22 protein-coding genes are annotated in these 24,020 nt (G+C 38.1%); all 22 read right to left on the bottom strand.

The annotated features are described in order from the left end of the window. Positions 1 to 948 carry a DNA-binding protein WhiA gene (whiA, locus tag VEI_RS02575; RefSeq protein WP_059361730.1) on the bottom strand — a complete coding sequence of 316 codons (948 nt, stop codon included), beginning with the start codon at positions 946 to 948 and terminating at the stop codon, positions 1 to 3. Positions 949 to 1,020: 72 nt separating this feature from the next. Further along, positions 1,021 to 2,370 carry a gluconeogenesis factor YvcK family protein gene (locus VEI_RS02570; protein ID WP_059361729.1) on the bottom strand — a complete coding sequence of 450 codons (1,350 nt, stop codon included), beginning with the start codon at positions 2,368 to 2,370 and terminating at the stop codon, positions 1,021 to 1,023. Between the two features lie 10 nt (positions 2,371 to 2,380). Continuing rightward, a complete protein-coding gene (rapZ, locus tag VEI_RS02565) occupies positions 2,381 to 3,292 on the bottom strand; it encodes an RNase adapter RapZ (protein WP_059361728.1) in 912 nt (303 codons plus the stop codon). Between the two features lie 11 nt (positions 3,293 to 3,303). Beyond that, the gene (locus VEI_RS02560; RefSeq protein ID WP_059361727.1) at positions 3,304 to 4,116 is read right to left on the bottom strand and encodes a Cof-type HAD-IIB family hydrolase; all 813 of its coding nucleotides are present in this window, start codon (positions 4,114 to 4,116) and stop codon (positions 3,304 to 3,306) included. Between the two features lie 120 nt (positions 4,117 to 4,236). After that, the gene (locus VEI_RS02555; protein ID WP_059361726.1) at positions 4,237 to 5,526 is read right to left on the bottom strand and encodes an S-layer homology domain-containing protein; all 1,290 of its coding nucleotides are present in this window, start codon (positions 5,524 to 5,526) and stop codon (positions 4,237 to 4,239) included. Between the two features lie 334 nt (positions 5,527 to 5,860). Continuing rightward, positions 5,861 to 7,081 carry an S-layer homology domain-containing protein gene (locus tag VEI_RS02550; protein ID WP_059361725.1) on the bottom strand — a complete coding sequence of 407 codons (1,221 nt, stop codon included), beginning with the start codon at positions 7,079 to 7,081 and terminating at the stop codon, positions 5,861 to 5,863. Positions 7,082 to 7,697: 616 nt separating this feature from the next. Next, entirely contained in the window at positions 7,698 to 8,918 is a 1,221-nt protein-coding gene (locus tag VEI_RS02545) for a putative porin (RefSeq protein ID WP_059361724.1), read from the bottom strand. A 621-nt stretch (positions 8,919 to 9,539) separates the two neighbouring features. Next, positions 9,540 to 10,760 carry a putative porin gene (locus VEI_RS02540; protein WP_059361723.1) on the bottom strand — a complete coding sequence of 407 codons (1,221 nt, stop codon included), beginning with the start codon at positions 10,758 to 10,760 and terminating at the stop codon, positions 9,540 to 9,542. Positions 10,761 to 11,328: 568 nt separating this feature from the next. Beyond that, entirely contained in the window at positions 11,329 to 12,591 is a 1,263-nt protein-coding gene (locus VEI_RS02535) for an S-layer homology domain-containing protein (RefSeq protein WP_059361722.1), read from the bottom strand. A gap of 382 nt (positions 12,592 to 12,973) precedes the next feature. Beyond that, positions 12,974 to 14,086 (bottom strand): IS256-like element ISVat1 family transposase, encoded by a 1,113-nt coding sequence (locus VEI_RS02530; RefSeq protein WP_059361721.1) that lies wholly within the window; start codon positions 14,084 to 14,086, stop codon positions 12,974 to 12,976. A 398-nt stretch (positions 14,087 to 14,484) separates the two neighbouring features. Continuing rightward, positions 14,485 to 14,949, bottom strand: coding sequence for an IS200/IS605 family transposase (gene tnpA, locus VEI_RS02525; protein WP_005375295.1), 465 nt, complete (start codon positions 14,947 to 14,949; stop codon positions 14,485 to 14,487). A 203-nt stretch (positions 14,950 to 15,152) separates the two neighbouring features. Then, positions 15,153 to 15,725: a signal peptidase I gene (lepB, locus tag VEI_RS02520; protein WP_059361720.1), complete on the bottom strand. Its 573-nt coding sequence runs from the start codon at positions 15,723 to 15,725 to the stop codon at positions 15,153 to 15,155. Between the two features lie 10 nt (positions 15,726 to 15,735). Further along, complete coding sequence (locus VEI_RS02515) at positions 15,736 to 16,605, bottom strand: YitT family protein (RefSeq protein ID WP_059361719.1); 870 nt, start codon at positions 16,603 to 16,605, stop codon at positions 15,736 to 15,738. Further along, positions 16,598 to 17,122 (bottom strand): RuvC family protein, encoded by a 525-nt coding sequence (locus VEI_RS02510; RefSeq protein ID WP_059361718.1) that lies wholly within the window; start codon positions 17,120 to 17,122, stop codon positions 16,598 to 16,600. The genes VEI_RS02515 and VEI_RS02510 overlap by 8 nt, the downstream gene beginning before the upstream one ends. A 97-nt stretch (positions 17,123 to 17,219) precedes the next feature. Continuing rightward, positions 17,220 to 18,428 carry a DUF3084 domain-containing protein gene (locus VEI_RS02505; protein ID WP_059361717.1) on the bottom strand — a complete coding sequence of 403 codons (1,209 nt, stop codon included), beginning with the start codon at positions 18,426 to 18,428 and terminating at the stop codon, positions 17,220 to 17,222. A 47-nt stretch (positions 18,429 to 18,475) separates the two neighbouring features. Further along, positions 18,476 to 19,567, bottom strand: a complete 1,092-nt coding sequence (locus VEI_RS02500; protein WP_059361716.1) for an LptF/LptG family permease — start codon at positions 19,565 to 19,567, stop codon at positions 18,476 to 18,478. 8 nt (positions 19,568 to 19,575) lie between these two features. Continuing rightward, positions 19,576 to 20,295 (bottom strand): LPS export ABC transporter ATP-binding protein, encoded by a 720-nt coding sequence (gene lptB, locus VEI_RS02495; RefSeq protein ID WP_059361715.1) that lies wholly within the window; start codon positions 20,293 to 20,295, stop codon positions 19,576 to 19,578. 13 nt (positions 20,296 to 20,308) lie between these two features. Further along, positions 20,309 to 21,028, bottom strand: coding sequence for an LptA/OstA family protein (locus VEI_RS02490; protein WP_059361714.1), 720 nt, complete (start codon positions 21,026 to 21,028; stop codon positions 20,309 to 20,311). A gap of 15 nt (positions 21,029 to 21,043) precedes the next feature. Continuing rightward, entirely contained in the window at positions 21,044 to 21,583 is a 540-nt protein-coding gene (gene lptC, locus VEI_RS02485) for an LPS export ABC transporter periplasmic protein LptC (protein ID WP_059361713.1), read from the bottom strand. Next, the gene (locus VEI_RS02480) at positions 21,570 to 22,502 is read right to left on the bottom strand and encodes a lysophospholipid acyltransferase family protein (RefSeq protein WP_059361712.1); all 933 of its coding nucleotides are present in this window, start codon (positions 22,500 to 22,502) and stop codon (positions 21,570 to 21,572) included. Before VEI_RS02480 ends, lptC begins: the two co-directional genes overlap by 14 nt. Before the next feature lie 14 nt (positions 22,503 to 22,516). After that, complete coding sequence (locus VEI_RS02475) at positions 22,517 to 23,038, bottom strand: KdsC family phosphatase (RefSeq protein WP_059361711.1); 522 nt, start codon at positions 23,036 to 23,038, stop codon at positions 22,517 to 22,519. Next, the gene (locus tag VEI_RS02470; protein WP_059361710.1) at positions 23,038 to 24,009 is read right to left on the bottom strand and encodes a KpsF/GutQ family sugar-phosphate isomerase; all 972 of its coding nucleotides are present in this window, start codon (positions 24,007 to 24,009) and stop codon (positions 23,038 to 23,040) included. Before VEI_RS02470 ends, VEI_RS02475 begins: the two co-directional genes overlap by 1 nt. Positions 24,010 to 24,020: the final 11 nt, after the last annotated feature.

Genomic DNA, 24,020 nt, shown 5'->3' with positions numbered 1-24,020 from the left:
TTAAACCTCTTCCAGCCCCATAGGATCATATGTAAGGGCCAATGCTTCTAACTTTTTTAAACGATGGCCAATACCCGATTTTGACAAGGAACCATTCATCATTTCTTCTAATTCTTTTAAACTAGCTTCTGGGTTTTCCCAACGTAATCTAGCAACAACTTTTAATTTATCCGGCAATGTATCGATACCAATATGTTCATCTAAAATACGGATAGCCTTTACTTGACGCACAGCCGCATCAACTGTTTTCTGTAAATTTGCCGTTTCACAGTTTACTTGCCGATTAATCTGATTGCGCACAGTTTTCATAATGCGTACATTTTCAAATTCCATCAATGCCGATTGAGCACCCATGATTTGCAAACAATTTGTAACAGCATCTCCTTCTTTCAGGTATACCACATACTCCTCTTTACGCTCCGTCAGCCCTGCATGAATATGAAATAATCTTAAAACATATATAATTTCTCGCGCAAAGGACTCATTGCCGGTCATAAATTCAAGATGATAATCACTTTGCGGTTTATTAACAGACCCACCACCTAAAAAAGCGCCACGTAAAAACGCTCGACGTGCCTCCATCGAGTTTAGCCACTTCCGCGGTAACTGTTCTGTAACGGGCCACAAGGCCAAATCCTCTAAAGCACTACGCCCCTCTTGAGATGGGTCGACCGTTAATGTATACATATTCTTCTTACGCAAATTTAGACCTTGTCGAACTAAAACATGTGTAGGCAATTCATATTGTCGTTTTAAAATACCAAGCAAACGTCTAGCCACCGCATTATTAGCAGTGGCTAGGCGTACACCAATCGCTCCATTCATACCGAGTAATAAGGAACCACCCATGCGCAATAAACAAGATGCTTCTATTTTCATGGCCACATCGGTATCCGTTTCAGGCTCATAGGCACATAATTCATTTTTCACATCTTCTGCAAAAGACATAGAGGCTCCTTTCCTTAACTTATGGAACTAATATTTTGTAATCTTATATAATGACAAACTACAACAGTAGACCTAGTGATCTGCACGACGCAAGTAATATTCTAATACTCTTGGTTCCATATCAGATTTCATAGCATAGATGATATCCATAAGAACCTTACCCAAACGCTCTGGATCATGAACAGCTGGTTTTTCTTGGCTGATTAATGTAGCACGAACCGTACGTATCCCCATTTCTTGCAAGCGTTTAGAATCAATTGCCATTGGTTCAGAACCAACGGCGCTATATTGTTCTACCATTTGAATTGGCAGCGGACCATCATTAGCAAGAACGGTATCTACAATACCAACTCCACTATGGTCAATAATAGCTTGTACATGATCGGCCAAGGAATAGCCCGACGTTTCACCAGGTTGTGTCATAACATTAGCAATATAAATTTTATTGGCTTTACTAGCACGTACATGGTCCGCAATCTTATCAGTCAATAGATTTGGTATGATACTCGTATAGAGACTGCCAGGCCCCAAGATAATAACATCAGCCTCATCAATGGCTTGTAGCGCTGCACCTTCTGGTTTTGGCAAGGCCGGTGTACTAAACACACGCTTGATTGGTTGTCCTGAATGAGGAATATTACTTTCACCATTAACGATAGTACCATCTACCAATTCAGCACTTAATTGAATAAATTCTGTGGAGGACGGAATAACGCGACCACGAACGCGCAACAATTTACTTGCCGCTTCGAGGGCCTCCTCAACATCGCCATCATAAACCTGTGCCAAAGCGGTAATAAAGAGATTACCAAAGCTATGACCAGATAACTCATTATCCCCATCAAATCGATAGCGGAACAAATTTTCCATTACACCTTCTTGTTCAGCAAGAGCTACAAGACAGTTGCGCAAGTCTCCAGGTGCAATCATTTTAAAATCTTCGCGCAAACGACCAGATGAACCACCATCATCGGCAACGGTAACGATGGCGGACAAATTAGATGTATGATCTTTCAACCCACGCAACAAATTAGATAAACCGGTACCACCGCCTATTACAACAATTTTAGGACCTTTATCGAGGCGAATATTTTGAAAAATAATATCCGACACCTTGCTAGACGGATCTGGTAAAACGGCACGAATAATAGTTTTAATAACCTTACTTGTACCAAGTAGTATCAATAAGGCTGCGATAACAATTAAAATAGTACCTACCAAAATTAGTACATTATAATTATAATATCCCGTTAAGGAATAGGAATAGGCAAGAACTATATCCTCTATATAGGATAACCATTGATAGTTAAACAATAGTGAAATGCCTATGATTAATAAGCCTACCCCTAAGCTATAGAGAGCAAGCCAACGCTTAATATTAAGGCCCGGAATTAGCCACCGGAACCAACGTTTTCGTAACATAAAAACCCCTTTAATCCCCTAGATCTGCTTGATGTGGATTAAAATCTTCTTCCACATTGTTTTTCATCATATCTCGATGTTCAACAGTGACACGATAGCCTTTGTCTAATAAATGAGCATACAAAGCCTCTGCCATTGCTACGGAACGGTGCATCCCCCCAGTGCAGCCTACAGCAACAATAAACTGAGCCTTTCCTTCTTTTTCATAATTAGGAACCAGGAAATCTAAGGTATCAAAATAGTGTTTCTTAAATTCATCCGTCACTTCAAACGAATGAATATAATCATTTACAACTTGTACACGCCCTGTTTTATGACGGAATTCTGGAATGTAGAATGGGTTCGGCAAGAAACGAACATCCCAAATCATGTCTGCATCTAAAGGCAATCCATATTTAAAACCAAAGCTTACCACCGTTACAGTCATGCCATGTTTTTCTGCAACTTGAGTAAATCGTTTTTTCAAATACTCCTTTAGATTTGCCGTTTTCATATCTGTCGTATCGATAATATAATCTGCTTTATGGCGCACAGAATCGAGGATTTGCCGTTCCTTTTTTAGGCCCGTTGTGAGACGACCGCTAGGTGCCAATGGATGACTGCGACGAGATTCTTTATAACGGCGAATTAATGTTTCATCGCTAGCATCCATGAATACGATTTCATAATCAACCTTCATCTCTTTCAAGTTATCTAGAGATGTAGACAAGGCTTCAAAAAATTCTCCGCCCCGAATATCTACTACGAGGGCCACGCGATTTGTACGATCTCCCCCTTGGCGACAAATTTCACTCAATTTAGGAATCAATACAGGCGGAATATTATCTATGCAGAGATATCCCATATCTTCTAATGCCTGTAACACCTGTGTTTTTCCAGCACCAGACATGCCAGTTACGATTAATAAACGAAATGCTTCCATACCTTACTCCATTATAATAAATGTTCTTCAATCCAACGAGCCACACCATCATCATTATGATGACCACATACCTCACGAGACACTAATTTCGCATGCTCCACTGCATTATCAACAGCAACCGCATAACCAGTCTTCGATAACATAGATATGTCATTTTCTGCATTACCAAAAGAAACGATATGCTCCATACCAATGCCATATTGGCGCGCTAACTGTTCTAGTGCATCACCTTTAGACACATGGCGGGCAATAATTTCTAGAAAATCCTTTTGACTGCGAACCAAGGTAACCTCATCGCCAACAAGAGGTGTCAAAGTAGCTATGATTCTATCAATATTTTCTGCCCTATCAATGGCAATTAATTTATTCGGTTCCTGTAAAAGCTCATACAAGGAATCACCTAGGAACTCAGCCTTTGCACCAGTTTGAGCCTCATATAAATCCGATTGCCAATTCCGATGATGACACAATAATCTATCATCTATATAAGATTGAATATGCCAATCATATTCTCGAGCTAATTGTAAAATACGCTGTACCGCTGCTCGAGGTACAGTGCGTTCAAATACCTTGTATGCCGTTTCTAATTCCTGTATTAGGCCACCAGAAAATAATATCATCGGTACATTTCCCAGATTAAGAGACATACCTACTGGTTTTGCCGTTTGATACATGCGCCCTGTGGCAAGGGTTATACGAATACCTTTCTCTTGCAGTCGATGCAGTACATCCTTTGTATACTCTGACACAGTATTATCACTGCGTAGTAAGGTCTCATCACAATCGATAGCCACCATTTGAATATGAGAAAAAGAAGGATCCATAGTTACCTCCTTTAAATAGAAATTATAATATTCTTTATTATACCATTTATCATAGAAATATATAAATTTTACACAAAAAAGAGACTCCAAAAGGAGTCTCTTTTTATATTGACTATCAAATTAGAATTGGTAGTTAAGATCAACACGGTAGAAATTAGGTTGATCTTTACCATTATCTTTATATTCTTTCCAATTGAAACCGTAGTAAGCAGTTAAGCCCACGTTGTCTTGTAATGCATAGTCAGCAGTTGCCATCCAACCTTTATAACCAGCAGTATAAATATGATCCCAAGTAGTATCTAGGATTGGAGCATCTTCTTTTTGATTAAAGTATTGAGCTTTTACATCCCAAGTACCTTGTTTAGCTTGGTCATAATTGCCATAACCAATGCCTGCAACCCATGCTTGAGAGTTTTTAATGTTTGATGTTCTCAACCATTCACCACCGACCCAAACTTTGTGGAACTTAACATCTGTATTAAAACCGTAGATGTTTTTGTAAGCTACGCCAATGCCACCAGGAGCAAATGGAGTAGTAGAATGGTCTCCACCATTTATACGAGTGTAGAAACCACCTAAGTTAACGTGCTTATTAGGTTGACTATTCAAATTCAATACAACAAGTGGAGGGTTTCCTTTAGTGTCTTTACCTTCTAATTTACCAGAAACACCATAACCATAAGCTGCTTGAAGATTAATTTTTTCATTGCCTGCATTAAATTGAACACCGTCAAAGGTACCATCAAATGCCAACCCAGCACCCATCATTTGACCAAAACGACCGGCTTTAATGGATACGCGTTCTCCAAATTTGTGGTTAACATATGCACGATCAAAATTAACACCTGTATAACTATAAGTATCAGCATCGCCAAATTCATAGTCTCCAGTAACTACACGGACTACTGCATCTGTGCGATCATTCACTTTTGCATTGAATTGCAAGCGTGCACGGCCATCGAATTGGGATGATTTACTATAGTTACCATAATAATTAGCATAGACACCATCTTTATTTTGAGATCCTAAAAAACGAAGGCGCATATCACCAGTAACTTTTACATTACCAACACGGTCTTCCAAACGAGCCACACGAACGCCCAAGTTGTTCAATTCATTGGAGAATTCATCAGCTAAACGGTTAATCATAGCTTGTTGTTCAGCGTTAGCACGGTCTTGATTAGCCATTGCTTTAGCAATCATTTGAGCCATTTCAAAGCGAGTAATGTCATTTTGACCTTTGAAAGTGCCATCTGGATAACCATTAACGATACCAGATGCTGCTAATTGTGATACTGCTTGGTATGCCCAAGAATCAGGAGTTACATCGGAAAATGGGTTAGCTCCGAAAGCTGTAGTTACACCCAACACTGCTGTTGCTGCAAAAATTGCGGCAAATTGTTTTTTCATAGTTAAATACCTCTCTCTAACAATAAAATTATTTTCAAAACGCGATGTACAATTCACTCCTTATTCTAGAATTGGAATTCTTTGAGAGTTTCCTTGTTTCCTCCCCATAATCCTTAGCTAGCTTTAAGTTTATTTCATACATCAAAACTCACTATTGTGATAGTAACATGAAGTAACTATTGTGATAGTAACATGAAGTAGCTATCATGTAAACTCTTTTTCTTACTTTATATAGATTGTTTAAAATATTTAACAAAGATAGATTATACCAATGAATTCTAGAGACAAAAAAGAGACTCCCAAAGGAGTCTCTTTTGTATTTGCAACTATCAAATTAGAATTGGTAGTTAAGGTCAACACGATAGAAATCGTTTTTATCAGTACCAGCTTGGTCTTTCCAATCGAAGCCATAGTAAGCAGTTAAACCCACATTGTCTTGTAATGCATAGTCAGCAGTTGCCATCCAACCTTTGTTACCTGCAGTGTAAGCATGATCCCAAGTACTGGACAAGATAGGAGCATTTTCTTTTTGGTTGAAGTATTGAGCTTTTACGTCCCAAGTGCCTTGTTTAGCTTGGTCATAGTTACCAAAGCCAACGCCTGCAACCCATGCTTGAGATTTTTCAACGTTAGAAGCTTTTACCCATTCGCCGCCAACCCAAACTTTGTCGAAGTTAGCATCAGCATTGAAGCCATAAATGTTTTTGTAAGATTTAGCAGCAACAGGAGCTTTTAAATCTTCACCGTTTGCACGAGCGTAGAAACCGCCAGCATTAACGTGTTTACCAAGTTTACCGTTCAAACCTAATACAGTAAGTTGAGCGTTCTCTTTAGTAGGAACATTGTTTACACCTTCAAGAGCGTAACCATAAGCTGCTTGGAAGTTAACTTTTTCGTTACCAGCGTTGAATTGAACACCGTCGAATGTATCGTCATATGCTAAACCAGCACCTAACATTTGGCCGAAACGACCAGCTTTAACGGATACGCGTTCGCCAAATTTGTGGTTAACATATGCACGGTCAAATTTAACTGTTGTATTAGCTGTAGCATCGCCGAATTCGAAGTCACCAGCAACTACACGAACAACTGCATCTGTACGATCGTTCACTTTTGCATTGAATTGCAAACGTGCACGTGCGTCAAAAGTGGATTTGCTATGTTCAGCATCTTGGTAACGAAGACGAGCATCACCAGTAACTTTTACATTACCAACGCGGTCTTCCAAACGAGCTACACGAACGCCCAAGTTATTCAATTCGTTGGAGAATTCGTCAGCCAAACGGTTGATCATAGCTTGTTGTTCAGCGTTAGCACGGTCTTGGTTAGCCATAGCTTTAGCGATCATTTGAGCCATTTCGTAACGAGTGATATCGTTTTGGCCTTTGAAAGTGCCATCTGGATAACCATTAACGATACCAGATGCTGCCAATTGGGATACTGCTTGGTATGCCCAAGAATCAGGAGTTACGTCGGAGAATGGGTTAGCTGCAAATGCAGTAGTTACACCCAATACTGCTGTTGCTGCAAAGATTGCTGCGAATTGTTTTTTCATAGTTGAATTCCTTCTTTCTGAAAATAAGAATAAAAATGTTTGGCAAAATGCGATTCACAATTCATTCTAATTTCTAGATGTAGAATTCCTTTGGGAGTGTCCATGTTTCCTCTCCATAATTTTTCATCCAAATTTCATTATGTTTCATGTATCGCAACCTGCTATCGTGATAGTAGCATGAACCGCAACTCATGTAAACCTTTTTTTCTCACTTATATTCTCACTTATTTTTTTTAATTATAAAAAGCATAACAAAGTTAGATTTTATCTATGTGTTTTCAATATCGAATAAATTGAATATATTTGTAATTTTATCCAAAATTTATAATTGAACACTGTTATTATCACACTATATAATAATTATTACTTATTATTTGCAAGTGTTTTATATCGAATTATTAATTAGTAACTATATTATATACCTATATTTTTCATAATACTATCAAATAGATTGCTTTAGTAATCTTATAGTATATAGATTCAATATATAACTATGGATCTTCATACTACATAAATTGGGGCACGTAATTAATAAAAATTCGTCCTATATATACAGTAAATTTCATACAAAAAAGAGACTCTCGAAGGAGTCCCTTTCATGTATGTAACTATCAAATTAGAATTTGTAGTTAAGGTCTGCACGATAGAAATCGTGTAAATCAGTACCGTCTTGTTTTTCCCAACCAAAGCCATAGTAAGCAGCTAAACCAACATTATTTTGCAATGCATAGCGAGCAGTTGCTACCCAGCCTTTAGCATTAGTTGTGTCTCTTTGATTCCAAGTAGTGGAAAGGATAGGAGCATTTTCTTTTTGGTCAAAGTATTGAGCTCTAACATCCCAAGTACCTTGTTTTTTCATGTTGTAGTGGCCATAACCAATACCTGCAACCCAAGCTTGGGATTTTTCTACGTTAGAAGCTTTCAACCATTCGCCGCCAACCCAAACTTTGTCGAAGTTAGCATCAGCGTTGAAGCCGTAGATATTTTTAACAGCTTTACCGCCAAGTTGAAGATCTTCACCGTTTACACGAGTGTAGAAACCACCAACGTTAGTGTGTTTACCAACTTTACCATTCAAGTTTGCTACAACTAATTCAGGGTTTTTATCAGTTGTCAAAGTTTTGAATGCATCGCCAGCAACTGCATAGCCATAAGCTGCTTGGAAGTTGATTTTTTCGTTACCAGCATTGAATTGAACACCATCAAATGCGTCATCATATGCTAAACCAGCACCTAACATTTGGCCAAAACGACCAGCTTTAACGGATACGCGTTCACCGAATTTGTGGTTAACAAATGCACGGTCAAATTTTACAGTTGTGTTAGCTGTAGCATTACCAAATTCGAAGTTGCCAGTAGTCAAACGAACAACTGCATCAGTGCGATCATTTACTTTTGCATTGAATTGCAAACGTGCACGAGCGTCGAATTTAGAGGATTCATGTTCAGCATCTTGGTAACGAAGACGCATATCACCAGTAACTTTTACGTTACCAACGCGGTCTTCCAAACGAGCTACACGAACACCCAAGTTGTTCAATTCGTTGGAGAATTCATCAGCCAAACGGTTGATCATAGCTTGTTGTTCAGCGTTAGCGCGGTCTTGGTTAGCCATAGCTTTAGCTACCATTTGAGCCATTTCGTAACGAGTGATGTCATTTTGGCCTTTGAAAGTGCCATCTGGGTAACCGTTAACGATACCAGATGCTGCCAATTGGGATACTGCTTGGTATGCCCAAGAATCAGGAGTTACATCGGAGAATGGGTTAGCTGCGAAAGCTGTAGTTACACCCAAAACTGCTGTTGCTGCAAAGATTGCTGCGAATTGTTTTTTCATAGTTGAATTCCTTCTTTCTGAAAATAAGAATAAAATTGTTTCACAAGATGCAATTTACAATTCATTCTAATTTCTAGGTGTAGAATTCTTTTGGGAGTGTCCACGTTTCCTCGCCATAATTCTTCACTAAGATTTCAGTATGATTCGCTTATCGCCCTTGTTACCGTGATAGTAACACGAAGTATTTTTCATGTAAACTATTATTTCTCATTCATGTTCACATTGGAAAAATTTTACTTCTTTAATATATGATTATATTAGATTTTATCTATGCATTTCAAGCATTATATAAAATTAATTTATATATATATTAAACTAAATTTTACTATTTTTCTATTTTACTACTACACACTTTATTAAGTTCAACTTATTAATATTATTCTATTTATCGCAAATTAGTTATCTATTATTCTACATATACATATACATATATAATACGAACGATAGCATGACTCTTATGCCTAAAAATTTATACTAAACAAGTATAAGCTATAAGAATTTATATTGTATTATATACACCTTCATTTTAATTAGTAATAATTCTTCTATACTATATATCGAAATTTTACAAATAAAAAAGAGACCCCCGAAGGAGTCTCTTTCATATGAGTAACTATCAAATTAGAATTTGTAGTTAAGGTCTGCACGGTAGAAGTCGTTTTTGTCTTTACCAGCTTGGTCTTCCCAACCGAAACCGTAGTAAGCGGACAAGCCAACATTGTTTTGCAATGCATAGTCAACAGTTGCCATCCAACCTTTGGAGTCTGCACCATAAACATGGTTCCAAGTAGTGGAAAGAATTGGAGCATTTTCTTTTTGGTTGAAGTATTGAGCTTTAACGTCCCAAGTACCTTGTTTAGATTGTTTGTAGTTACCATAGCCAACGCCTGCAGTCCAAGCTTGGGATTTTTCTACGTTAGAAGCTTTCAACCATTCGCCACCAACCCAAACTTTGTCGAAGTTAGCATCAGCGTTGAAGCCGTAGATATTTTTAACAGCTTTACCGCCAAGTTGAAGATCTTCACCGTTTACACGAGTGTAGAAACCACCAACGTTAGTGTGTTTACCAACTTTACCATTCAAGTTTGCTACAACTAATTCAGGGTTATCATTAGTTGTCTTTGTTTTGAAAGCATCGCCAGCAACTGCATAGCCATAAGCTGCTTGGAAGTTGATTTTTTCGTTACCAGCATTGAATTGAACACCATCAAAAGCGTCATCATATGCTAAACCAGCACCTAACATTTGTCCAAAACGACCAGCTTTAACGGATACGCGTTCGCCGAATTTATGGTTAACAAATGCACGGTCAAATTTTACAGTTGTGTCAGCATTAGCATTACCAAATTCGAAGTTGCCAGCAACTAAACGAACTGTTGCATCAGTGCGATCATTTACTTTTGCATTGAATTGCAAACGTGCACGAGCGTCAAATTTGGAGTTACCGTGTTCTTTATCTTGGTAACGAAGACGAGCATCACCAGTAACTTTTACGTTACCAACGCGGTCTTCCAAACGAGCTACACGAACGCCCAAGTTGTTCAATTCGTTGGAGAATTCATCAGCCAAACGGTTGATCATAGCTTGTTGTTCAGCGTTAGCGCGGTCTTGGTTAGCCATAGCTTTAGCTACCATTTGAGCCATTTCGTAACGAGTGATGTCATTTTGACCTTTGAAAGTGCCATCTGGGTAACCGTTAACGATACCAGATGCTGCCAATTGGGATACTGCTTGGTATGCCCAAGAATCAGGAGTTACGTCGGAGAATGGGTTAGCTGCGAAAGCTGTAGTTACACCCAATACTGCTGTTGCTGCAAAGATTGCTGCGAATTGTTTTTTCATAGTTGAATTCCTTCTTTCTGAAAAATAAGAATAAAATTGTTTTTCAAGCTACGATTCACAATTCATTCTAATTTCTAGGTGTAGAATTCTCTTGGGAGTGTCCACGTTTCCTCGCCATAATTCTTCATCGAGATTTCAGTATGTCTTGCTCATCGCCTCTTGTTGCCATGATATTAGCACGAAGTATTTTTGATGTAAACCCTTTTTTCTCACTTACATTCTCATTTATCATAAATTTATTTTCATACCCATAAAAAACTTAGATTTTATCTATACATTTTGTATATTCTAAAAATCAATTTTTTTTACACTTTTATTCAATATTTATTCTAATGATATTCATTCTCACCAAAACTATTAACTTTTACTAATTAATTATATAGTCATTAATCTTTTTATCTAATCACATCTATCTATTGCGTCATTTTATACTCATACTACATATAGCATTTCTCTAATTTTACATACAAAAAGAGCCCTCTCGAGGAGGGCTCCCTATATATATATACTATTATATGTTCTTTAAGAGAGGGTTTTCAAAATAGTGTTATATATTTTTTACTACTCATTAGAATTTGTAGTTAAGTTCTGCACGGTAGAAGTCGGATAAATCGTTACCGCTTTGGTCTTTAGAATTGAATCCATAACCAGCGCTTAAACCAACATTATCTTGTACAGCATAGTCAACTGTTGCCATGTAACCTTTGTAGCCATTGTTTGTGTTAGTCAAGTCATATGCTTGATCCCAAGTGGAGCTTACGATAGGTGCATTAGCTTTTTGGTTGAAATATTGACCTTTCACATCCCAAGTACCTTTTTTAGCGATGTCGTAATTTCCATAACCTACACCAGCTGTCCAAGCTTGAGAGTTAGAAACATCGGAAGCTTTCAACCATTCGCCGCCAACCCATACTTTATCTTTATGGAAGTCCGCATTGAAGCCATATACGTTTTGGTGATCATTTGCTACGGTAGCACCATTGTGATTTAAGTTGCCACTAGATAATCTGGAGTAGAAGCCACCAACGGAAGATTCTTGACCAATTTTACCTTTAACACCTACATAGGATACAGATGGGTTATCAGATTTAGCATTGTCTGCTGCAGCGCCTTCCATCATATAACCATAAGCACCTTGTACTTGGATTTTATCGTTACCAACATTCAATTGAGCACCATCGAATGTATCATCGTACATTAAGCCGCCACCAATTGTTTGATTGAAACGACCAGCCTTAGCTGATACGCTTTGACCAAATTTGTGATCTACATAAGCACGATCGATTTTTGCAGTTGTACTGTTTGTGGAATCACCAAATTCATAGCCACCTTTAACACGAACTACCGCTTCAGTCTTATCATTTACCTTAGCGTTGAATTGAACACGAGCTCGACCATCAGTTAAGGATTTGCTACCGTCCTTATATACGCCTTTATCTTCAGATCCTTGGTAACGGATACGAGCATCACCAGTAACTTTTACATTACCTACACGGTCTTCTAATTTAGAAACGCGAACGCCCAAGTTGTTTAATTCGTTGGAGAATTCATCAGCCAAACGATTGATCATCGCTTGTTGTTCTGCATTTGCACGATCTTGGTTAGCCATTGCTTTAGCTACCATTTGTGCCATTTCGTAACGAGTAATATCATTTTGACCTTTGAAAGTACCATCTGGGTAACCATTAACGATGCCAGCAGATGCTAATTGAGATACTGCTTGGTATGCCCAAGAATCAGGAGTTACATCGGAGAATGGGTTTGCTGCGAATGCTGTAGTTACACCTAAAACTGCTGTTGCTGCTAATACTGTTGCAAATTGTTTTTTCATAATAAATTCCTTCTTTCTGATAATGTCTTTTTATTTAGACTTAGAAAAAATATATATTATCAGAAGACTTTACATCTTGTTATGATTTATATAAGAACATCATGTAGAGTATCCACGTTTCCTCTTCTTCTATTCTTGTATATCACCACAACTTGTTGTGTTGTCTTTCTGTGATGTCAATATACAACTCCCTCCAAAATTTGTAAAGAATTTTATGCAATTAAATATGATGAAATTTCTTTCATGAAATATTTTAACTAATAAAACCCAGTATTTATCTATATTTCTTAAAATTATATTGTATGAAATTTCATTTTATATATCTAAAAAAGAATTTGTTTAACCACTAATTTTCGGGTTATAGGACAAAAAGTGTGTGTGACTAATCCCAATAAGTTGGAAAATCTGTAGACATATGTAGCTCATTCCAAACAGGAGCATCACCCCATTGAGGGATTGAACGATCTATTTGGCAATAACTAGATAACCGTTTGTAGATAGCAGCAATCGATTCATCTGTAGGCATACAATTTAATATATCTGAAATAGAAAGCGGTCTTGGTGAGTGCATATAGCACCACCAATAGACCGCTTTTAGTCTTCTTTCAAGTGAAAGGCCCCTATGAGCCCGTAACATACTTCTTAGTTGAGCATTTACTCCACCTTCAATACGATTATTTGTTGTAGGTACTTTAATATCAATGTATTCCAAAAATGTAAATAAAGTTTGTTGCCTAATCAGGCGCCATAATGATGATTCAGCTTTAAGCAAACGCTCATGTGTAGAGCGTTTATTTCCGAATTCATCAATCGTCATTTCTCGTAAAAAATCAGAATATGTCATTCGCCACGCTGAAAGCTCATTAATCCATATAAAGGCTTGATCCATTGTTTTCACATTAAATAAAGCTTTGGCAAGACTATAAAGGTCTTTCCCAGCTAACGTTTTAGGTCTACTTGTCGTATATCGTCTAACCTGACAAAAAATGTGAAACAGGCATCTTTGGTGACTGCTATGAGGCCAAACTTTACGTAATGCTTTAGGCAAACCATTAGCACCATCAGACACAACGACTTTAGGTTCGGCAATCCGTTCCATTAAACACTGCCAAGCTCTAGCATGCTCATAACGACAGACATACCATCCTAGAACATGAGTATCATTGCAACAAATCAAAACACATAAATTTCTAGCTAAGTAAATTCCATCAAGATATACCACATCATGTACTTCTTCCACTTTTGGTGGCAATGGCCATATGGACCAAAATTTAGCGGTTTTACGCCTGAATGTACGACCTTTACCAGGCATATCAGCTTGAATATCGGTGCTGAATAACCAATTCAAGAATAGGTTTAACTCTTTACTTAATTTATTAATTTTAACGGTAAATGCCACCTTACAATATTTGCAAAACCAACGCTGAGAACCAGATTTTAAAACACCATGTTTAATACATGTTTCATTACAATCAGGACATTTTATTTGTCGCATAAACTCTTCCTCCATATTTGTTTATATATAGGAAGATATAACCTCATTTTAGTCAGTAATTACAAGGGTTAACTGAAGTTTTCACACACACTTTTTGTCCACCCTCAAACTTCTTCAGAAAAAGATTAAACCCTTATAACACTGGATATTTACTAGTGTTATAAGGGTTTTTACACACACTTTTTGTCCTATAAGCCTAATTTTCTCGACAATTAATTATTTTTACTTATTTATAATAGACAGTTTAATTATAAATCAGAACCACCCGTAGAACGGGTGGTTTGCTCTGACCCTATAAGGGTCTTTCTCTAGTGGTGGCCCTCTAAAGAGGGCTTTGAATGATCTGACAACCACTCTATTACCACTGGCTGCCCCCTACTCGGGGGCTTTTATTTTGCCTATTTTACCGGCTCACCCGTAAACGGGTCGGTATATTCTTTAAAGTTTAATGTATCTTGTGCTATATCTTCTTGTAGTTGATTGCGAATATACTCTTTTATCGCTCCTTCATATCTTCCCACTGTATCCACATAATATCCTCTACACCAGAAATGTCTATTTCCATACTTATATTTTAAATTTGCGTGTTTATCGAATATCATGAGGCTACTTTTGCTTTTTAAATATCCCATAAAACTTGATACGCTTAAATGTGGTGGAATCGTTACTAGCATATGAATATGATCCGGACAGCATTCTGCCTCTATAATTTCTACATTTTTTCTATTACATAAATCTCTTAAAATTTTACCTACATCAGCTTTTATCCGACCATAAATTATTTGTCTTCTATACTTTGGTGCAAAAACAATATGATATTTACATCTCCATTTACTATGTGATAAGCTTTTTACGTCATTCATTGACATTGAACCTCCTATGTTGAAATGTTGTGGTTGCCAGACCAACTTCATTTTACCACTAGGAGGTTCTTTCCTTTTCTCTAAGAATTTCTTATCGACCCCCAGTTTAACTGGGGGTTTAGTCATGCCTATTCGGCGTACAAACAAAATAAGACCTATTCCATGAATAGATCTTATTGTTGGATTTTATGTTTTATATAACTTTAAAGAGCATACTCTACAAAGCCTAGCACATGATCCACAGGTACGGAACCAATGAATCGACTATCACTAGAATGGTTTCGGTTATCCCCCATGACAAACACATGACCTTCCGGTACCACTACAGGTGTAGAACGACTATAATTCATAGTTGTATCCTTTGTATATGGCTCTTGTAATTGCTCACCATTACGCCATACATGGCCGTCTTTAAATTCTAATGTATCACCAGGTCTACCAATGACGCGTTTTACCCATACGTCATTAGTTTGAGCTGATTTATCGATTACACTTACATAGTTCATTAATGGCTCTTTTACATCATCAACCCATGTGCGTTCACGGTTAACACGGCTATCGATGATAACAATTTGACCATAATCAGGCATATCACGCATAATATGTTGCCATTTAGTAACGATTAAGTATTGACCATTATGAAGTGTATCATCCATCGATTCGCCAGATACACGTGTTGGTTGTACGAGAAAAATATGGATTACCATGGCAATAACCAAAGCCAACACAATGGCATATATCCAGTCTAACGTTTCTTTTACAAATTTATTATTCATTAGAACCCCCTTAATGACCATTCTTATTAAAACGGCCACCAAATACATCATGCACGTCTTGAATCGTTATAAAAGCCGATGGATCGACTTCATATACGGTATCCTTTAATCGTGTGATTTCTAAACGCGTTACTACGGAATAGAGAGCGTGCTTAGGTGTTTTTAAATAGCCACCCTCACCATATAAAATCGTTACCCCTCTGTTCAATTTAGCATTCAATGCATCTGCAATTTTTTTAGAATTATCTGCATCTGTAATAATCATAACACCCTTGGATTCCTCAAGGCCTGTAATCGTTACATCAATCATTTTATATGCAATAAAATAGGCCACCAAAGAATACATAGCACTATCCCAACTATATACGAAACCTGCTGCACCTAAGATAACTAAATTCATGGCCATTACGATTTCACCAACAGAAAAGGTGGTGCGTTTATCAAATATAATGGCTACAATTTCAGAGCCATCAAGACAGCCACCATTTCGTATAATTAGGCCCACACCAATACCGAGAATAATCCCCCCAAAGATGGCCCCCAGAAAAGGATTTGTCGTTATCGGTATAAAATCATGGGCAAATTTTGAAAATATAGCCATCCAGACGATGGAGAACAGTGTAGATATAGTAAAGGTCTTGCCATTAATACGATAGCCTACATACAGAAATGGTATATTAAGCAAAACTACAAATATACTAAACGATATACCAGAAAGCTCAGCTGCCATCAAGGATATACCAACCACACCACCATCGATAATATTATTAGGTACTAAAAACAGATCAAGACCAATTGTATAAATCAATGCCCCTATGATCATCCAAACACATCTCAGCAGTATACTAGACCAATGTGTTTTTTTTACGACATCACTCATTCGTATCTCCTTCATTATATAATTTTTTAAAAGCTGCTAATCGTTTAGCCTCTAATTCTTGCAAATTTTCTTCCTTTTTAACCTCTAGTACAGGCTCCTCTTTAAGCTGCTTTGTATAACGCATGCCGATGACATAGGCCGTTAAATCATCAACTGGTTCAGGAGGAAATTGCATCCCTTTTGGTACGAATCTACGCCAACCAGTAGGTGGATTATATTGCCAATACAATTTACGTGCATCTTCCGTACTATGCGATTCATCAATTAAGCTGGTTGTAATTTTGTGGTTGCGACCAATTTGTTGGATTGATGGATACAAATGCTTATGATTAGTCCCATTGCCACATACGATATGATTGATGCCACGATATGTGCTTACTAAACTTTCAAAAGAGCTATTAAACGTTTTAGTTTCAATAATCGTGCGATGTATTAATTCACCGGCTTGTGAAAGTATAGCCACACCTGTCTTTTCATTCCCTGGATCGATAGCGGCTATATACGATATATTATTCATACTATTGTCCTCATTCCTCAATACAATAGTTATATTTTATCACAAAATAAAAGACCTATGTATTAAATATTAATACATAGATCTTTTCATATAGAAACTAATTTGATTTTATGAGTTTACCTGTATCTGTAACTTGAGTAATGCGCAGTTTAATGTGTACTGGACCTGATGAATAGGTATCACCATCTGCATAAGCCTCTACATGCACTTTGCCATGCATCATGCTGATACGTCGAATAGCAGTAAATAACTCATCACCAGGTATCGTCCCTATATCTCCTGATAAGGAATCAGGAATTACCCCTTTCATCTTAGCTTGTTCATTAACTTGCTTTAGGAATCTAAGCATATTAACTTGTGCATTACTACCACCATCAATAACGGCTGTAGAAATTACATCACCTGATTTATAGATAAATTGTTGCGGATATACCTGAATTGTAGCAACGGCAGACTCACCAGAAATAATATTACCAGCAGCAACTACTTGAATAACCATAGGGGTTTTAGCCTCTTCCACTTTAGAGATGGCTACCTCAACATTTTGACGATCCACATAGACAACAGTTTCACCGTGATCTTCAACGCCTAGTCGACGTAATACTAGCTTATTGGTGTCTTCAATAATATTATTAACCGCCTCACGTGCATCGTTATGATTCAAACCATTGCGAACAACAGCTTGCGTCAATAATTGATCTACTTGGAATAAAATAGTACCTTCACGAAGATGAATAATACCAGTTTTCAACTCTTCTTGTGTTTTTTGCAATTCAGCAATATGTTTTTCCATGCTAGCACGAGTAGCCTCTAAAGCAGCTAGTTTTTTAGATGCTGCATCATAGGAAGCTTGCAACGCAGATAATTCTGCTTCTGTAGCATATTTAGCGGCTTCTGCATCGGCTAATTCTTGACGGCTTTGCTCTACCTCTTTACGAATCTCTTCGATTTCGGACATACGATCAGCTAATTCCTTCTTATTAGCTTCTAATAAGGCTTTACCACGCTCAAGCTCCGCATTTTTAGCAGCCACCTCTGCAGTTAAACGATTCATATCGGCTCGCAACTGATCCATCCCAAAAAGGGCAGTTCGCACACTTTGCGATGTAATCGTAAGAACCCCAACCGTAGTAGCCGCAACAAGAAGCCCCGTCACAATAGTTACGATAATTGAAGTATGCTTAGGTCTCAATCCAAAGAGGGACATCTTGCGTTTGCCAACTTTTGTTCCTAATTTATCCCCCATATAGGCAATGAGTCCGCCCATAATAGCGATAATAAAGAGAATTTTTAAACCTACAAGCATGACGCCCTCCTTTCTTTATTGATTAACACCCTAATGACATATAATCTTTATCGAGATACACGCCAATTCAAATATAAACCTGCGACAATCCCCAATACATCAGGAATCATGGCTGCCATCCAAGTCGGTAAAGCACCACCCTTACCAAGCGCGCCAGCAAAGGTCATGACACCATAGTAAATGAAGATAATCAAAATACTGATACCAAAACCAATGGATGAGCTAGACCTTTGTTTTTGCAATCCCAATGGGGCCCCTACAAGAGCAAACACAAAGCTGGCCAATGGAATTGTAAAGCGTTGATACATTTCCATTTCTAATTTGCTAGTATTTGTATATGCCGCTTTGTACGCCTTAATTTGATGACGCAACTCCTTAATAGTTAGTTCTTCTGGTTTACGACGATCTTGTTGTACTTCACTAGGGCTAGACTTAATTGGCAAAACTTGCTCTTTAAATCGCATAGTCCGTTCTACACCTTCACCAGCAGATACATCATAGATAATACCATTATGCATTACCCACACTTGACCATTCCACTCAGCATTTTCAGCATTCTCTACTTGTTGCAATTCGCCTTTATCATTGAATTGCTGTACTGTAATCATGCTAAGTTGTTTGCTTTCACTATCATAGTGTTTAGCATACATTAGGGTGCTAAGATTATCACCATTCATAGATTTTAACACAATATGGCTTTGTGTTTGTGGTGTCGCATTTTTCATGATTTCTTCGCGTACTATGGTTTGATACATATTATTTGTACGAGGTACTACAAATTCATTAAATGCAACGGCCCCAATAGAAATAACCAATGCCAAAATATATACGGGCATAGCTAATCGCAAGAAACTAAGACCACCAGCACGCATAACGACGATTTCACTAGTGCTACTTAGTCTGCTGAAAGCCATTAATGAACCCAGTAATACAGACATAGGAAATGTCAATAAAATAATGCTCGGCATCGCCAAGAAGAACGCCTTCATAACGAGCAATAACGGTGCACCGTATTCTGTTATATATTGAGCAATACGAAATAGTGTGCCTGTACCAACAAAAATACTGGTAAAGGCAAATACCCCGAATAGGAATGGACCTACAAAGGCTTTTAAAATATATCTATCTAATAAGCGCATGGTCCCTCCTATAATTTAAAATTGTTACCCAAATAATGTTCACGAGCAATTGGATCATTAGCAATTTCTTCAGGAGTACCTTCCAAAAGAATCTTACCACTGCTAAGGATATACGCCTTATCAACAATGCCCAATGTTTCACGCACATTATGGTCTGTAATCAGAATCCCAATTCCTCGTTTTTTTACATGCAAAATAATTTGCTGAATATCGGCTACCGCAATTGGGTCTACACCCGCAAAAGGTTCATCGAGTAAGATAAAATTAGGCTCTAATGCTAAGCAACGGGCGATTTCAACACGACGACGCTCACCACCAGACAACTGCATGCCTTTTCGTTCACGAACATGACCAATATTAAATTCATCAATTAGGGAATTTACAATCGTATCAATTTCATCACTTGTTTTTGTTGTCGTTTCCAACATGGCACGAATATTTTCCTCTACAGTCATAGCTCTAAAAATAGATGCCTCTTGTGGTAAATAGCCAATACCTTCCGCTGCACGTTTATACATTGGCAACATAGTGATGTCTTTGCCATCAACTGTAATAATACCTGATGTCGGTTTTTCGATGCCTACAATCATATAGAACGATGTAGTCTTACCTGCCCCATTAGGACCGAGCAAACCTACGACTTGCCCTTTTTCAACATGAAGACTAACACCGTCTACCACATTTCGGCCATCGAATGTTTTGACTAGGTTTTTAGTTTCTATATACATATATTAATCCTTATTAGTTAGGTGAGATAACTAATGTACTACGTCCGCCTAATGTTTCCGCAGAGTTATCATTCAAGTACAATTTCAACTCAGGTGCATTCAACACATTGCCATTTTGTACAGCATGTGCAGAACCAGTAAGCAATACAACACCGTCATTTTGATTAGGTGTTTGAGTGTAAGTAGCACGATCAGCAGAGCCAGATACATTACGATCTGGATTATTAAATGTTACATCACCTTGTGCTACAGCGCGGATTTCTTTCAACCAACCTTCTACTTGATTACCTGTTAATGTAGTGCCTTCTGCAATTAATCTTGCATTACCTAGCACTTTACCATATTCAGTATCAGAGTTGTATTCAACAGAATCACCAAAAATTTGACGATCATCCCGTTGCAAATGAACATCACCGGTAGCACTAAATTGATTATCATTGATACTATGTACAGATTGGGCGGACATAGCCATATTACTGCCAATCAAGGAAACACCCCCATCGAGAGATGCTTCTCTAGTTTTAGTATTATACCAACCATTTGCGCCAGTTATCGTTTTATCTTGTTGTGTAATAACAACATTGCCGGATGCTTCAGCACGGCCCGTATTACCATCATAAGATAATGTATCTGCACTAATTGTTAAAGGCCCTTCATTAGCAGCCCAAGCTGTAACAGATAATAACATCATCGCTGAAATAACAGCTAAGCCCATATATTGTTTCTTATTCATCGCAATTCCTCAACTTTACTTTTTCGTTAATTTAGCATGGCCAGTTGCTTTGATTTGTTTTAAAGACATATTGCCTTCTAGCTTGTCACCAACCAATGTAATATCTTTTGAGTCATATGTAAAAGCAGTTTTTGAAGTAAGTAACTTTGTCTTATTATCAAAATGTAATGCATCAGTTTTAAAGCTAGCGCCTTCAGTATTAGATGCTGTAACACCACCATCAACATCTAGCGAGTTGTGATCCCCAGATAATACAGCATGAGGTGCTGTAATTGTTGTCGTCACATCATCCTGATAGAAAAGGCCCTTTAAATTAGTAAGTACAATTGATTTTGAACGCGGGTCATACTCTATTTTTTCAGCAGATAAGGCCCACACCAACTTACCATCCTTCTCCTCTTGTAGCTCTGCCCCTTGGAAGTTAACCAATTGACCTGTAGCCGTTGTTTTCGGAGAATTTGAATCGCCAGAATCATGTAAAATATACGCGATAAGACCAATGAGAGCAATGACGATAGCTGCGACAATAGCAATCATTTTTTTATTGTTTTTCATGCGCCCTCTCCCTTATCTCTAATTTCTTATCGTAATCAACGATCTCGCTCATCTTAGTCATCCAACGATGCTGGAACCAAATCCATTCATCTGGATGTTCACGGATAAAGTCCTCTGTAACACGTACACATTCTTCTGTAAGAGTGTACATATCTACATCATCATCACCGCTATGTTTGTAATGTAATGGTGGCAATATATGAACTATATGCCCACCTTCGGGTTTACGGGAAGCAAAAATTGGAACCACTGGAGAGTCAAATTTTTTTGCAAATGTAGCAGGCCCTACAACAGCCGATGAGGGTTGTCCTAGGAACGGTACTGGTAAACCATGAATATAGCCATCTTGGTCAGCCAAAAAGCCTAAAAGCTTTTTCTTTTTCAAGGCTTTAGCAGCTGATACAATTTCATTACCACCACTGGCAAAGACATCAAGCCCCACCATTTCACGATACTCATTCATAAAACGCGTGAATTGTGCATTAGGTTGTTTCTTTACGATAGTCGTAGAAGGATACCCATAAGACGCTAAAGCCGCGCCCATCCATTCCCAGTTACCTACATGACCTGTAAGAACAATAACGCCTTTATCTTCTTTAATAGCATTATCTAAATACTCTATACCACGCATTTCAATATGCTCATTAATAAATTTCTTTGTTAAGTTTGGCATGTATAAAATTTCCATGACGCTACGGCCAAGGTTCTTAAAGAGTTTTTCAATTAAAGCCTCAGCCTGCTCATCATTCATATTCATACCAATTTTAATATTTTTAATGCCTCTTAGCTTTTGCTTCTTCGCAATGATTCCATACAATGGACCTAAGCTAGCACCTATGAGCAAAATGAGCTTATACGGCAAACGACATACGAGCCAACTAATACCCTTTACTACGTGGTATTGCCATTCATTATTCATTCTGCTCACCTCCTTTATTGCCCATGATTATGAGCCTCCATAGTATAGTCTTGTACAACTGAATCCCACATATTTTGTGATTTTAAGATATATTCAACGGCATCTCGCACAGCACCAGAGCCGCCATTATAGTTCGATACAAATTGAGCAACTCGCTTTACCTCAGGTGCCGCATTTTGTGGTGCCATTGGTAATCCCACAAGAGATAGAGCCCCTAAGTCATTCAAGTCATCACCCATATAGGCAATGTTTTCTAATTCAATGTGATGGCGTTCACAAAGAGAGCGCAATGCGTCCGTTTTATTGGCATGCCCCATCAACAAGGCATCGAATTTCAATTCTTTAGCACGTCGTTCTACCATAGGAGATACACGAGCAGTGATAATAGCAAGAGAAAGGCCTGCTTTATGGGCAGCCGCTAATCCTAACCCATCCTTTGCAGAAAATTCTTTGACCTCTTCCCCATTTGATGTATAGATTAGTTTTCCATCAGTCAATACGCCATCTACATCGAGAATAATCCACTTAATATCCATTACACAATGCCTCTACGAAGTAAATCTGTAATGTGAACGATGCCTAAAGCATGACCGTCTGCATCCACTACAGGCAATACGGTAATTGGACGTGGTTGATTCTTTTCCATTACATGAAGAGCTTCAGCAGCTAATTTATCCTTCGTAATGGTGCGTGGCATATTAGTCATCATATCTTCCACAGGCCATTCAAGGAAATTACTACCAGAATCAAGGCCACGACGTACATCACCATCAGTTACAAGGCCGATTAAGTGACCTTCTTCATCCACAACACTTGTAGCACCAAGACCTTTTTCAGTCATGACAAATAGAGCATCACGAACTGTTGCCCCTTTATGCACAATCGGATTATCATCGCCACCATGCATGATATTTTCTACGGTCAATAGCAAACGTCTACCAAGAGAACCACCTGGATGGAAAACAGCAAAGTTTTCCGGAGTAAAATGATGACGTTCTAATAAGCATACAGCCAAAGCATCGCCTAATGCTAATGCTACAGTCGTACTTGTAGTTGGTGCCAATCCAAGTGGACACGCTTCACGCTCAACTTGAGCCAATAAAACCACATCAGAATTTTTAGCCAATGTGGATTCTGGTTTGCCTACGACGCAAATTAATTTAGCACCGATGCGGCGTAAGGACGGTAAAATACTAATAATTTCACCGGTTTCTCCGCTATTAGAAAAGGCTAGTACCACATCATCTTCAGTAATCATACCTAGATCACCGTGAACCCCTTCCCCTGGGTGCATAAATAATGCAGGTGTACCGGTACTTGCTAATGTAGCTGCAATCTTGCGTCCAATATGACCAGATTTGCCCATACCAGTACATACCACACGACCTTTACATGCAAGAATCATGTTAACAGCATTTACAAAACTTTGATCTAATGTTGTTATTAACTGTTCGATCGCTTGTGCTTCCTCATGAAGCACTTGAGCTGCCTGTTCTAAAATTTCCAATACAATCGCCC

Source organism: Veillonella tobetsuensis (genome assembly GCF_001078375.1).
GTDB classification, from domain to species: Bacteria; Bacillota; Negativicutes; order Veillonellales; family Veillonellaceae; genus Veillonella; species Veillonella tobetsuensis.
Note: the sequence above shows the minus strand (reverse complement) of the source record. Positions and strands in the feature narration are given on the sequence as shown.